The sequence below is a fragment of the Corynebacterium sp. c24Ua_83 genome (genome assembly GCF_039907245.1).
Classification (GTDB): domain Bacteria; phylum Actinomycetota; class Actinomycetes; order Mycobacteriales; family Mycobacteriaceae; genus Corynebacterium.
The window spans coordinates 1-12,565 of record NZ_JASBOI010000019.1 but is presented as its reverse complement, the minus strand read 5'-3'; the positions used below and the strand labels follow the sequence as shown (position 1 = coordinate 12,565).

General features: G+C 59.3%; 12 protein-coding genes. 2 read left to right on the top strand and 10 right to left on the bottom strand.

Annotated elements, in window-relative coordinates; genetic code table 11:
- Positions 1–5: 5 nt before the first annotated feature.
- Positions 6–581, bottom strand: coding sequence for a sigma-70 family RNA polymerase sigma factor (locus QKE30_RS09555; protein WP_239201883.1), 576 nt, complete (start codon positions 579–581; stop codon positions 6–8).
- 13 nt (positions 582–594) lie between these two features.
- Complete coding sequence (locus tag QKE30_RS09550; RefSeq protein WP_239201885.1) at positions 595–1,125, bottom strand: hypothetical protein; 531 nt, start codon at positions 1,123–1,125, stop codon at positions 595–597.
- Positions 1,126–1,438: 313 nt separating this feature from the next.
- Between QKE30_RS09550 and QKE30_RS09545 the strand changes: the two genes are divergently transcribed.
- Entirely contained in the window at positions 1,439–3,016 is a 1,578-nt protein-coding gene (locus QKE30_RS09545) for an AMP-binding protein (protein ID WP_297668242.1), read from the top strand.
- 42 nt (positions 3,017–3,058) lie between these two features.
- Here QKE30_RS09545 and serB read toward each other — a convergent pair whose 3' ends face one another.
- The 3 genes from serB to nrdF all read right to left on the bottom strand — a co-directional run bounded on the left by serB (position 3,059) and on the right by nrdF (position 7,540).
- The gene (gene serB / locus QKE30_RS09540) at positions 3,059–4,414 is read right to left on the bottom strand and encodes a phosphoserine phosphatase SerB (RefSeq protein ID WP_297668240.1); all 1,356 of its coding nucleotides are present in this window, start codon (positions 4,412–4,414) and stop codon (positions 3,059–3,061) included.
- A 193-nt stretch (positions 4,415–4,607) separates the two neighbouring features.
- Positions 4,608–6,305: a cytochrome c oxidase subunit I gene (gene ctaD / locus QKE30_RS09535; protein ID WP_347934672.1), complete on the bottom strand. Its 1,698-nt coding sequence runs from the start codon at positions 6,303–6,305 to the stop codon at positions 4,608–4,610.
- A gap of 239 nt (positions 6,306–6,544) precedes the next feature.
- A complete protein-coding gene (gene nrdF, locus QKE30_RS09530; RefSeq protein ID WP_071056091.1) occupies positions 6,545–7,540 on the bottom strand; it encodes a class 1b ribonucleoside-diphosphate reductase subunit beta in 996 nt (331 codons plus the stop codon).
- Between the two features lie 341 nt (positions 7,541–7,881).
- Between nrdF and QKE30_RS09525 the strand changes: the two genes are divergently transcribed.
- Positions 7,882–8,370 (top strand): ferritin, encoded by a 489-nt coding sequence (locus tag QKE30_RS09525; RefSeq protein ID WP_035012455.1) that lies wholly within the window; start codon positions 7,882–7,884, stop codon positions 8,368–8,370.
- Between the two features lie 121 nt (positions 8,371–8,491).
- On the opposite strand, the gene nrdE is transcribed toward QKE30_RS09525, so the two are convergent.
- The 5 genes from nrdE to QKE30_RS09500 form a co-directional block, all read right to left on the bottom strand.
- A complete protein-coding gene (gene nrdE, locus QKE30_RS09520; protein ID WP_347934671.1) occupies positions 8,492–10,654 on the bottom strand; it encodes a class 1b ribonucleoside-diphosphate reductase subunit alpha in 2,163 nt (720 codons plus the stop codon).
- A gap of 140 nt (positions 10,655–10,794) precedes the next feature.
- Entirely contained in the window at positions 10,795–11,238 is a 444-nt protein-coding gene (gene nrdI / locus QKE30_RS09515; RefSeq protein WP_005294171.1) for a class Ib ribonucleoside-diphosphate reductase assembly flavoprotein NrdI, read from the bottom strand.
- Positions 11,239–11,314: 76 nt separating this feature from the next.
- Entirely contained in the window at positions 11,315–11,545 is a 231-nt protein-coding gene (gene nrdH, locus QKE30_RS09510) for a glutaredoxin-like protein NrdH (RefSeq protein ID WP_011273153.1), read from the bottom strand.
- Between the two features lie 417 nt (positions 11,546–11,962).
- A complete protein-coding gene (gene ykgO / locus QKE30_RS09505; RefSeq protein WP_005511141.1) occupies positions 11,963–12,085 on the bottom strand; it encodes a type B 50S ribosomal protein L36 in 123 nt (40 codons plus the stop codon).
- 191 nt (positions 12,086–12,276) lie between these two features.
- Positions 12,277–12,565: integrase core domain-containing protein (locus QKE30_RS09500; protein WP_347934670.1), on the bottom strand; the 289-nt coding region annotated here is incomplete at its 5' end.

Sequence of the window (12,565 nt, the reverse complement as noted above, 5' to 3'; positions counted from 1 at the left end):
GCCGTTTATGCACTTGTGACGCCAGCTTCCACCAGTGCTGCCTTCAGCTTCGCACGCGCGCGATTAATGCGAGACTTGACCGTTTGAATGGGAATCCCCTGGTGGGCGGCTATGTCTTGGTAACTCATGCCCGTGTATTCGCGCAGGACGATGACTTCGCGGAAGTCATCCGGCAGCTGTGCCAGCGCCTGGCGCACGACCATTGCCGAGGTAACCTGCGAGCCGACCTCCGGGGTCTGTGCGATCTCGTCCACGCCCGCGTCTTCCTCCGGCACATCCCGGCGGGAGCGCACGATCTGCAGCGCCGCGTTAGATGCAATGCGGTAGGCCCAGGTGGAAAACCTGGCACGCCCGTCGAACTTTTCAATGTTCTTCCACGCGGAGGTCAATGCGTTCTGCAGCGCATCCTCCGCGTCAGCGCGGTTGCCGGTAATAGACAGGCAAACAGAGAACATTCTGCCCCAGGCCTGGCGTGCTAGACGCGCGAAAGCCTGCTGGTCGCCCGTATGAGCTTTGGCCAGCAGGTCGCGTTCCTCTTCGCGGGAGAGTTCTTTCCGTGGGGTGTTAGATCCGTGTGACATCTCTGGCTCCCCCCTACATTCCACTGAGGTCGGTCAGATCGTCCGGGTGATCATCGCCGTAGCCGTAGCCATAATCTTCCTCGCCGTAGCCGTTGATATCTGCGGCTGGGTCTGTGGCTGGATCGGCCGCCGGATCAGCGAGATCATTCAGATCGTCCAGATCCTCGTGCTCTGCCGCGCCGGTATCCGCAGTTTCACCCGAAGTATCACTGGGGAGGTCCTCCGCCGAGGTGGCGTCATCACCCAAAGAACCAGAATCGTCAAGATCCGCAAGGTCAACCTCGTGCGAAGCCTCATCGGCCGAAGGGTCTTCCGCACTTTCCTCCGGGAAGGAATCCAGGTCAGGGATCAGATCCCCCTCGGGCATTTCAGTGTTCGGATCAACGGCGACGTCCAACATTGAGTTGAACAAGTCGTCCAGATCCTGCGCTTCGTTGCCGAACAGTTCCTCCAGCGGGGGGAGAATTGGTGCATCTGCCTCGGTATCAGCGGATGGGCCAGCCATGTGTCCTCCGTTTTCGATCGAATCACTCTTCGTGCTCATCGTTCACCTCCTTCCACCAGCATCCGCAAAACAACAAAGAACGCGCTGAAGCAGATGAACCACTAAAACCTGCTTCAGGACAGTTGTGTAATGCGCGAGAGGCGGCGAAGGTTCCCGCGAGTCATAAAAGAACTACTTTAAGAGATTATGCCCGATTGGGCACGCAGTTCAATAGGACGGGCACGAAGTTCAATACCGATTCGCACCGCCGGTAAGTTAGCGGGGCGAAACATAAAAAGTGATGTCGGCTAGAGCACATGCCGACTACAGTGGAGGCGAAGAGTAACCGCGAACGGATAGGAGCCCCGACGCAATGCCCATTAAGAGCGACCGCCCGGACATCGAACTCAGCCCGCTAGGCCTCTACGACTACGTCTTCGGCGACCTCACCACGGAGGAAGAAGACCGCGTCGCCGTCATCGACATCGCCGATGGCTCCGAAACGACCTTCGCGCAGCTGCAGAACTACATCGAGTCCACCGCCGGCTGGCTGGTCAGCAAGGGCATCAAAAAGGGCGATGTGGTGGCGCTGCACCTGCCCAACTCACTGAACTTCATCGTCGCCGCCTACGGCCTGTGGCGCATCGGCGCTGTCGTATCGCCGCTGTCGCTGCTTTCCACGCCGGAGACCGTGACCGCGCAGGTTAAGGACTCTGGCGCGAAGATGCTGCTTACTGTTGCCGCGCTTGGTGACGCCTCGTCTCAGGGGGCGAAGGATGCCGGCATCGCAGAAGAAAACATCATCCACCTGGATACCTCCAAGGGCATGCAGCAGATCATGGCGGAGCGCCGCACGGCCCCCGATGTGGAGATCAACCCGGACGAGGATCTGGCGGTACTCCCCTACTCCTCCGGCACCACCGGCCTGCCGAAGGGCGTGCGTCTGATGCACCGCCAGCTGGTGGCCAACGTGCAGCAGGGCCAGGACATCGAGCTGCTGCGCCGGGAGGACACGGTGTACGCGGTCCTGCCGTTCTTCCACATCTATGGCCTGACCGCGCTAGTGAACCTGGCGCTGGCGCAGCGCGCCAAGCTGGTTGTGGTGCCGCGCTTCGAGCTGCAGAGCTTCCTGGAGCACCACCAGAAGTTCGAGGTGAACTTCACGCTGATCGCCCCGCCGATCGCCGTGCAGCTGGCAAAGCACCCGATGGTGGATAACTACGACTTGTCGCGCATGCGCGGGGTGTTCAGCGGTGCGGCCACGCTGGACGAGGACCTGGCCCTGGCGCTGGAGAAGCGCCTGGGCATCCACGTGCAGCAGGGCTATGGCATGACAGAAACCTCGCCGCTGGCGCACGCCAACGTCTCCAAGGACATCAACCGTGGCTCCATCGGCAAGCCCTGCGCCAACACTGAGAGCAAGCTGGTGGATCCGGAAACTCTGGAGGAGATTCCGCTGCCCAGCGAGGGCGTATCCGAGGTGGGCGAGCTGTGGGTCCGCGGGCCGCAGATTATGGCCGGCTATCTGAACAAGCCGGAGCAGACCGCCGAGGCTCTGCCGGGCGACGGTTGGTTGCGCACAGGCGACCTGGCGAACAGCGATCCGGAGGGCAACGTCCACATCGTGGATCGCCTGAAGGAGCTGATCAAGTACAAGGGCTACCAGGTTCCGCCCGCAGAGCTGGAATCCGTACTGCTGAGCCACCCGGAGATCGCAGACGCCGCCGTGATCGGCGTGCACCGTGCCTCTGATGGCGAGGAGCTGCCGAAGGCCTTTGTCGTGGCCCAGCGAGGCTCTTCCCTCAACGAGCAGCAAGTGATGGACTTCGTGGCCGAGCGCGTGGCGCCCTACAAGAAGATCCGCATTGTGGAATTCGTGCAGGGCATTCCGAAGTCCTCCACGGGTAAGATTCTGCGCCGCGAGCTGCGCGAGCGCGAGCGCTCGGTTTAAGGCGCGGTTGCGGGGCTTAAGGCGCGACTGCGGGGGCGCCAGTTAGTTCTCGACGATCGGCACTCGGCGGTACGTGCCGTCGCGGAGGTCGGCGTCCTCAATCTCGTGGCGAGAAATGCCAAGAATGAACAGCACCTGATCCAGGAACGGGTAGTTCACAGAGGCATCGGCGATCTCCTTGAGGGCGGGCTTCGCGTTGAAGGCGATACCCAGGCCGGCCGTGGAGAGCATATCGATGTCGTTAGCGCCATCGCCGACCGCGACGGTCTGGTTCAGCTGGATGCCGTTGGACCAGGCGAACTCCTTGAGGCTTTCCGCCTTCGCCTGGCGGTCGATGACCGGGCCGATCACGCGGCCGGTGAGCTTGCCGTCGACGATCTCCAGGGTGTTCGCGCGGGCGAAGTCAAGGTCCAGATCGCGGGCTAGTGGCTCAATGACCTGGATGAATCCACCGGAAACCACGCCAGCCTTGTAGCCCAGGCGCTTCAGGGTGCGGATGGTGGTGCGGGCGCCAGGGGTCAGCTGAATGTCGTGGGCTACCTTCTCCACTACTGCGGCATCCAGGCCGGCGAGAGCCTTCACTCGCTCGTGCAGGGATTCGGCGAAGTCCAGCTCGCCGCGCATGGCACGCTCGGTGACGGCGGCAACCTCTTCTTCACGGCCGGCGTAGGCCGCCAGCATTTCAATGACCTCGTGCTGGATGAGGGTGGAGTCTACGTCGAAGCAGATCAGGCGCTTCGCCCGGCGGGCCAGGCCGGCACGCTCGATGGCGATGTCCACGCCGACTTCCGAAGTGAGGGTTGCCAGAGCCTTGCGCAGCGGCACGCCGCCGCCGGGAGCCGGGTTGGCGACGGTCAAGTTAAGCTCCAGGCCGGTGACAGGGTAGTCCGCGATGCCGGTGATCGTGTCGATGTTCGCACCGTAGTCCGCCAGGGTCTGACCGATGCGGGAAATGTGCGTGGCCGTCAGCGGGCGGCCCAGCACGACCATCACGTGCGTGGAGTGCGGACGGGTGCTGGAGAGGTTATCGTCCGCCTCGACGCTCACGCGCATGCCGTAGGAGGCCAGGGTTTCCTTGAGACCCTCGCCGAGCGGTTCTAGGTCTTCCTGGCCGACGCCCACTAGCGCCGCCAGCGACAGCTTCCCACGGAAGACGGACTGCTCAATGTCGAGAAGTTGCACTCCGTAGGAGGACAGCACGCGGAAGAACGCCGCGGATACGCCGGGGCGGTCGGGTCCGGTAACGGTAATCACGCTGGGCGCGAGGCCTTCCTGCAGTGTGTCCTCGAGCGCAGTCTCGAAGTGCGGATCGTAGGCCGGGCCAGCTGCGGGCTGGGCAGCAGCGGGCTGCTGGTCGGCCGAAGTGTTGGGGTTGTTGGCGTTATTAGAGGTAGTCACGGGCTATATTGTCCCACTTCCCCGCAAGAAGTGATAACTGAAACTGCGTAGCCCCCACTTCAGTTCCCCCGGGAATGCGAAAATCCACACCCCGCGTAGTTGAGGTGTGGATTTTAAGACCGGGTCAGCCGCCAGGCACCTAGCGACTGCGCTGGGCAGTGGCCGGGTGAGGGGGCGTCACTAGAAAGTACGCTTAGAAGTGGCGACCAACGTGAGCCTCGTCGCGCATGCGCTTGACCATGTGCGGGTGGTGCAGCTCGAACGCCGGGCGCTCGGAGCGGATGCGAGGCATGGAGTTGAAGTTGTGGCGCGGCGGCGGGCAAGAGGTTGCCCACTCCAGGGAGTTTCCGTAGCCCCACGGATCATCAACGGTGACGACCTCGCCGTAGCGGTAAGACTTAAAGACGTTCCACAGGAACGGAATCATGGAGATCGCCAGGATGCAGGCACCAATCGTGGAGACCTGGTTCAGGGTGGTGAAACCATCCGTCGGCAGGTAATCAGCGTAACGACGCGGCATACCCATGTTGCCCAGCCAGTGCTGCACCAGGAAGGTGGTGTGGAAGCCGATGGTAACCAGCCAGAAGTGAACCTTGCCCAGCTTCTCGTCCAGCATGCGACCGGTCATCTTCGGGAACCAGAAGTAGATACCAGCGAAGGAAGCGTAGGTCACGGTACCGAACAGGGTGTAGTGGAAGTGAGCAACCACGAAGTAGCTATCCGAAACGTGGAAGTCCAGAGCCGGGGAAGCCAGCATGACACCAGTCAGACCACCGAAGAGGAAGGTAGCGAAGAAGCCGATCGCGAAGATCATCGGGGTCTCGAAGGTCAGACGACCCTTCCACATCGTGCCCAGCCAGTTGAAGAACTTCATACCGGTCGGCACACCGATCAGGAACGTCATGAAGGAGAAGAACGGCAGCATAACAGCGCCGGTCACGAACATGTGGTGCGCCCACACAGCCATGGACAGCGCGGCAATCGACAGGGTTGCGAATACCAGGCCGACGTAGCCGAACATCGGCTTGCGGGAGAACACTGGGAAGACCTCGGACACGATGCCGAAGAACGGCAGTGCCAGGACGTAAACCTCGGGGTGGCCGAAGAACCAGAACAGGTGCTGCCACAGGATAGCGCCGCCGTTACCAGCGTCGTAGATGTGGCCACCCAGCTTGCGGTCGTAGAAGACACCCAGGGCTGCAGCGGTCAGCAGCGGGAAGATCAGCAGAACCAGCAGAGAGGTAACCAGGATGTTCCAGGTGAAGATCGGCATGCGGAACATGGTCATACCCGGTGCACGCAGGCACAGAATGGTGGTGATCATGTTCACAGCGGAAGCGATGGTACCGATACCACCAACGCCGACGCCCAGGATCCACAGTTCAGAGCCGACACCCGGAGAGTGCACAGCATCTGCCAGCGGCATGTACATGGTCCAACCGAAGTCAGCGGCACCACCCGGGGTCAGGAAGCCGAGCAGCATAACGACACCACCGGCGGTGGTCATCCAGAAGCCGAAGGCATTCAGGCGGGGGAAGGCCACGTCAGGCGCGCCGATCTGCAGCGGCAGGATGTAGTTCGCGAAACCGAACACCATCGGGGAGCCGTACAGCAGCAGCATGATCGTGCCGTGCATTGTGAACAGCTGGTTGAACTGCTCGTTGGACAGGAATTGCTGACCCGGCTCGAAGAGCTCGATACGGATCAGCAGGGCCATCAAGCCACCAATCATGAAGAAGGTGAAGGACATGATTAGGTACATGATGCCCAGGAGCTTGTGGTCGGTCGTGGTCAGCATCTTCCATGCGAGGCTGCCACGCGGTGCCTCACCGAAAGGCGCAGGCCGTGCCGGGGAAACCTCATGGCTTTCCCTAGGCGCTACTGCGGTCATTAGTTCCTCCTGACTACGCGTGACCTGTCCTTTTCCTCCTGCGAGCCTTAAGCGACTCACAGGATTCTTTAGGACGGTCACCCAAAAGAATGTTTCCTCTGCCCTGTTCCCGCTGGGTCGGTCTCGTCAACAACCGACCCGAACAGACACAGAATGCTTACATAGTATCCCGTCAACGCGCATTTCAATAGCCGTGCACAGTGCTCAGCTAGCAGACTCCACGTTTTCGGGGGTGCTATCTAGAAGTCCCAGTCGTCATCGACGGTGTTCTCAGCCTTGCCGATTACGTAGGAAGATCCAGATCCAGAGAAGAAGTCGTGGTTCTCGTCACCACCCGGGTTCAAGGCGGACAGGATCGCCGGAGATACTCGCGTCTCGTCAGCGGGGAACAAACCTTCGTAACCCAGGTTGTTCAGCGCCTTATTAGCGTTGTAGCGCAGGAAGCGCTTTACGTCCTCAGTCCAGCCAAGATCGTCGTACAAATCCTCGGTGTACTGCGCCTCGTTGTCGTAAAGCTCCAGCAACAGGTCGAAGGTGTGTTCCTTCAGCTCCTCCTGGCGCTCCGGGGTCTCGTTCTCCAGCGCGCGCTGGTACTTGTAACCGATGTAGTAGCCGTGCACGGACTCGTCACGGATGATCAGGCGGATAATGTCTGCGGTGTTGGTCAGCTTTGCGTGCGAGGACCAGTACATCGGCAGGTAGAAGCCGGAGTAGAAAAGGAAGCTCTCCAGCAGAACGGAGGCAATCTTCTTCTTCATCGGATCGTCACCCTCGTAGAAGTCGAGGATGATCTTCGCCTTGTTTTGCAGCTTCTCGTTCTCTTCGGACCAACGGAAAGCATCGTTGATCTCCGGCGTGGAGGCCAGCGTCATAAAGATAGAGGAATAAGACTTCGCGTGAACGCTCTCCATAAAGGAGATATTCGTAAAGACGGCTTCCTCATGCGGAGTGGCAGCATCCTCGATCAGCTTTACTGCACCAACTGTGCCCTGAATCGTATCCAGCATGGTCAGGCCGGTGAACACACGCATGGTGGCCTGCTTCTCCATGTCATTTAGCGTGGACCAGCTAGGAACATCGTTGGATAGTGGCACCTTTTCAGGCAGCCAGAAGTTGGCGGTGAGGCGGTCCCACACCTCCAGGTCCTTTTCGTCCGGAATGCTATTCCAGTTGATGGCGGCTACCGGATCGCCGTCGACGCGGTGTACGGGAGTGTGGGGTGCGTGCGCACTCATCGCTTGCGTGTCTCCTTCTTCACAAAACGTGCTGATTTCTCGCTGACCCTCAGCTTGTGCACTTCGCCCCATCGTACCCCGTTTCTACGACGTACCTAGCACTCGGCCATCACCCCCACATTGGGGGTCTATCTTAGTGACGCCCTCAGCGCGCACCGGAGCCAGCTTCAGCTCGAAGCTGGGGGCGTCACCACCTAAAGCGCACGTCGGGATTGGTTTACAGGGTAACCTAAGTAAAGACAGGCTCACCGATCAAACAATGCGCCTTGACCTGCATTGATAATATAAGGGTAGCCTGTGTTTGCTAGCCGATTGGTTAAACCTCGATTACGGTGAGCAGCATGGAAATCAACGAAAAGTTTCAGAAGCAATTGAACGAGCAGGTCACCGCCGAGCACCAGGCCGCGCTGGTTTACACGCAGCTGGCTTATGAGCTGGACCGCCTCTCCTTCGACGGCATGAGCAGCTGGATGCAGGCTCAGGCAGACGAGGAGCGCACACACGCCCAGAAGTTCGCACAGCACCTGCTGGACCGCGACGCGCGCGTGGACATCGAGACCGTCGAGATGCCTTCCCTGAAGATCTCCACCCCGCTGGACGCCTTCGAGGCTTCCCTCGAGCACGAGCGTAAGGTCTCCGCACTGATCCGCGATCTGGTGAAGACCGCCGACGAGGTTGGCGACATTGACTCCCGCAACCTGCTGAACTTCTTCCTGGAGGAGCAGATCGAGGAGGAAGCTACAGTAAGCAACATCATCGACCGCATCAAGCTGGTGGGCAACGATGGTTCCGGCCTGCTGCGCATCGACGCAGAGCTGGGCAACCGCTAGCAACCATTAACAAGGCCACTCAACGGCCAATAACAAAAGCCGACTGGGATTCCTCCCAGTCGGCTTTTTCATGCTCGGTGGAGGCCGCCCTCCACCTAGAGCAGGCCGCTCCCCTCCCCACTTAGAGCATGCAGCTCACGCAGCCCTCAACCTCGGTGCCGGTCAAGGCCGTCTGGCGGAGGCGGATGTAGTAGATCGTCTTGATCCCCTTGCGCCACGCATAGATCTGCGCACGGTTGATGTCGCGCGTGGTGGCGGTGTCCTTGAAGAACAGGGTCAGCGATAGGCCCTGATCCACGTACTTCGTCGCGACTGCGTAAGTGTCGATGATCTTTTCGTAGCCGATCTCGTACGCGTCCTCGTAGTACTCCAGGTTGTCGTTCGTCATGTACGGAGCCGGGTAGTACACACGACCGATCTTGCCCTCCTTACGAATTTCGATCTTGGAGGCGATCGGGTGAATCGAGGACGTGGAGTTGTTGATGTAGGAGATGGAACCCGTCGGCGGAATAGCCTGCAGGTTGCGGTTGTACAGGCCGTGGGCCTGTACAGCTTCCTTCAACTGCTGCCAATCCTGCGCGGTGGGCACCTGAATGCTGGAGTTGCCGAAGATCTGGCGCACGCGCTCCGTCTTGGGGGCGAACTCGGCCGGATCGTAGCGGTCGAAGAACTCTCCGGTGGCGTACTGGGAGTTTTCGAAGTTGTGGAACTTCTCCCCGCGCTCCTGGGCGATCTTGTTGGAAGCCTTCAACGCCTCATACATCACGGTCGCAAAGTAGGCGTTGGTGAAGTCCAGCGCCTCCTCAGAACCGTAGTGAATGTGCTCGCGTCCCAGGAAGCCGTGCAGGTTCATCTGACCCAAACCGATGGCATGGGAGTTGTCGTTGCCCTGGCGCACCGACGGCACGGAGTCGATGGAAGTCTGGTCCGCCACGGCGGTCAGGCCACGGATGGCGGTCTCGATGGTCTTGGAGAAGTCTTCCGAATCCATCGCCTTCGCAATATTCATGGAGCCCAGGTTGCAGGAAATATCGTCGCCGATCTTCTTGTACGTCAGGTCAGCGTTGAATTCCGACGGGGTGGAGACCTGCAGAATCTCGGAGCACAGGTTCGAATGGGTAATGCGGCCTTCGATCGGGTTGGCCTTGTTAACCGTGTCCTCGAACATGATGTACGGGTAACCCGACTCAAACTGGATCTCCGCCAGAGTCTGGAAGAATGCACGCGCGTTGATCTTGGACTTACGGATGCGCGGATCCTCCACCATCTCCTCGTAGTGCTCGGTAATGGAGACGTCGGCGAACGGCTTGCCGTACACGCGCTCGACGTCGTACGGACTGAACAGGTACATGTCGTCGTTGCGCTTGGCCAGTTCGAAGGTGATGTCCGGGATCACCACGCCCAGCGAAAGGGTCTTGATGCGGATCTTCTCGTCCGCGTTCTCGCGCTTGGTATCCAGGAAGCGCAAAATGTCCGGGTGGTGCGCGCTCAGGTAGACCGCACCGGCACCCTGGCGGGCACCCAGTTGGTTGGCGTAGCTGAAGGCATCCTCCAGCAGCTTCATCACGGGGATCACACCGGAGGACTGGTTCTCGATGTGCTTAATTGGCGCGCCAGCTTCTCGCACATTCGACAGCAGTAGAGCCACGCCACCGCCACGCTTGGACAGCTGCAGCGCGGAGTTGATGGAGCGGCCGATGGACTCCATGTTGTCCTCGATGCGCAGCAGGAAGCACGAAACCGGCTCACCGCGCTGCTTCTTGCCGATGTTGAGGAAGGTTGGCGTTGCAGGCTGGAAGCGGCCGTCCATGATCTCGTCGACCAGGTTGGACGCCAACTCGGTATCCCCCGCCGCCAGCCCCAATGCAACCATGCACACGCGGTCCTCGAAACGCTCCAGGTAACGGCGGCCGTCGAAGGTCTTCAGTGTGTAGGAGGTGTAGTACTTGTACGCACCCAGGAACGACTGGAAGCGGAACTTCTTCGCGTAGGCCTGCTTGAACAGGGACTTCACAAAGCTGAACTCGTACTGATCCAGCACCTCGGGGTCGTAGTACTCGTTGTCCACCAGGTACTTAACCTTTTCTTCCAGATCGTGGAAGTAAACGGTGTTCTGGTTGACATGCTGCAGGAAGTACTGGTTTGCAGCCTCGCGATCCTTGTCGAACTGGATCTCCCCTGCATCGTTGTACAGGTTCAACATCGCGTTCAGAGCGTGATAATCCAGCTGCTCCCGCTGGTCAACGGGCTCCTGAACGGTCTTGCCAAGCTCGGTGCCAGTCATGTGTATGTGTTCTCCTCAAAAACTCGCGCTAAGTACAATGCCGCGCGCTCGTGCATTCGTTTCGATTCTAATCAGAGCCCCGGACATGTGCGGGGCGGGTGCAAAGCAGTTGTTCTATTCTCCGCTTCACACTTGCCATGTCAGCTCGCTAGGTTCCACCGGCCCTCGTGCCGCAGAGAGGCTTCAAACTCCGCTAGCCCCTCGCGCACTCGGTGAACATCCTCCTCCGTGCCCATCAGCTCAAAGCGGTACAGGTACGGCACCTGGCATTTGGCGGAGATCACCTCGCCAGCCTTGGCGAAGTCCGACCCGAAGTTGATGTTCCCTGCGCCAATCACCCCGCGCAGCCACTTGCGGTTTTGCTCCACGTTGAGGAACTTGATCACCTGCTTTGGAACTGGTCGAGAATAGTCACCCGTCATCCCCGCTCCCCCGCCGTATGTCGGTACGACCAATACATGCGGTTGGTCGACAAGCAGTGGGGCGTCATTACGCTTCAATGGGATGCGAGAGGAAGGCAGCCCGAGCTTGCGCACGAAGCGGTGAGTGTTCTCCGTCGTGGAGGAAAAATACGTTATAAGCATTGAGCCTCATTCAGACAGTGGCGCGCGCAAAAAGAGCCCCCACCTTTGAACGGTGAAGGGAAGCGACGCGCGAGGGTTAAGCAGCCTTGGCGGTCAGGGAGCGAATACGATCCGGGCGGAAGCCAGACCAGTGATCCTCACCAGCGACGACCACGGGAGCCTGCAGGTGGCCCAGCGCCATGACGTAATCACGAGCCTCGTCGTCGAGGCTGATATCCACGAGCTCGTACTCCAGTCCAGCCTTATCGAGGGCCTTCTTGGTGGCGTTGCACTGAACACAAGCGGGCTTGGTGTAGACGGTGATCATGGTGGCTGTCATTCTCCTGGTTCGTGAGTGCTATCGGTGTAGGTCTTCGTCAGTTGTTGTAAGTCTCTGTCGGTCTTCGCACTGGCCGCAGCAACGGCCTTGGCGGGCGATAGTCTGGCGTACCGTGCCTTCATCGGCCTTCATCGCCCCTCGTCGACTTGCTTAAGACTACACATCACACGCGTGTAAGACAACCGCTAAAACACAACATTTTGGGGCGCGCATAAAACAGAAGCACAATATCTGGTAGTTACATCTTGAGTATTCGCAGGTGGCGAAAAATCCCACCACTACATCTAGCCACATAAAAAACATGTTTGTAATTTCAAGCCAGTGATTAAAGACAAAAAATCCCCCGCACCCGCGGTGCTATCAGCACCCTCAGCGGGAGACGGGGGAATTAGAACCCTTTGGTTCTTAGCCCTGGCGAGCCTTGAAACGGGGTTCCTTCTTGTTGATCACGTAGACCTTGCCGCGGCGACGAACGACCTGAGCGCCCGGCTTGTTCTTCAGCGACCGAAGGGACTTGCGGACCTTCATCGGGCGCTCCTTTCCTCATCGACTTTCTTACATCGCCAGGCAGTACGGGCTAAGAGATTAAAGCCCGTTCATGCCACCCGGCACAAACACAAACGATGAGTTTACCCATCGCTTACTCCAAAACCAAATAACTACAAATAGACTACCCGAGTACCCCACACTGAAGCGTCCTGGGTTTAGTTCCGCTTCTTTTACGGCCCTGTGTTGATGGGCTCGGTGAGATAGTACTCGGTTTCTACTTCTTGTGGGGTGGCGTAGTCTAACGCCTCGTGAAGACGTTTGGTGTTCCACCAGTGCACCCACCGCAAGGTGGCTAGCTCGACTTCGCCTACTGATGTCCATGGGCCTTGAGGATGGATAAGTTCAGCCTTGTAGAGACCGTTAACAGTCTCGGCTAGCGCGTTGTCATAGGAATCTCCGACTGTGCCGACACTCGGCCGGATCTCGGCTTCGGCTAAAGCGGTGGAGTACTTCAGTGAC

What these genes read in the sequence shown, in the direction of transcription:
- QKE30_RS09555 (WP_239201883.1), bottom strand. Translation starts at nt 581, where the DNA reads ATGTCACACGGATCTAACACCCCACGGAAAGAACTCTCCCGCGAAGAG.
- QKE30_RS09550 (WP_239201885.1), bottom strand. Translation starts at nt 1,125, where the DNA reads ATGAGCACGAAGAGTGATTCGATCGAAAACGGAGGACACATGGCTGGC.
- QKE30_RS09545 (WP_297668242.1), top strand. Translation starts at nt 1,439, where the DNA reads ATGCCCATTAAGAGCGACCGCCCGGACATCGAACTCAGCCCGCTAGGC.
- ctaD (WP_347934672.1), bottom strand. Translation starts at nt 6,305, where the DNA reads ATGACCGCAGTAGCGCCTAGGGAAAGCCATGAGGTTTCCCCGGCACGG.
- nrdF (WP_071056091.1), bottom strand. Translation starts at nt 7,540, where the DNA reads ATGAGTGCGCACGCACCCCACACTCCCGTACACCGCGTCGACGGCGAT.
- QKE30_RS09525 (WP_035012455.1), top strand. Translation starts at nt 7,882, where the DNA reads ATGGAAATCAACGAAAAGTTTCAGAAGCAATTGAACGAGCAGGTCACC.
- nrdE (WP_347934671.1), bottom strand. Translation starts at nt 10,654, where the DNA reads ATGACTGGCACCGAGCTTGGCAAGACCGTTCAGGAGCCCGTTGACCAG.
- nrdI (WP_005294171.1), bottom strand. Translation starts at nt 11,238, where the DNA reads ATGCTTATAACGTATTTTTCCTCCACGACGGAGAACACTCACCGCTTC.
- nrdH (WP_011273153.1), bottom strand. Translation starts at nt 11,545, where the DNA reads ATGATCACCGTCTACACCAAGCCCGCTTGTGTTCAGTGCAACGCCACC.
- ykgO (WP_005511141.1), bottom strand. Translation starts at nt 12,085, where the DNA reads ATGAAGGTCCGCAAGTCCCTTCGGTCGCTGAAGAACAAGCCGGGCGCT.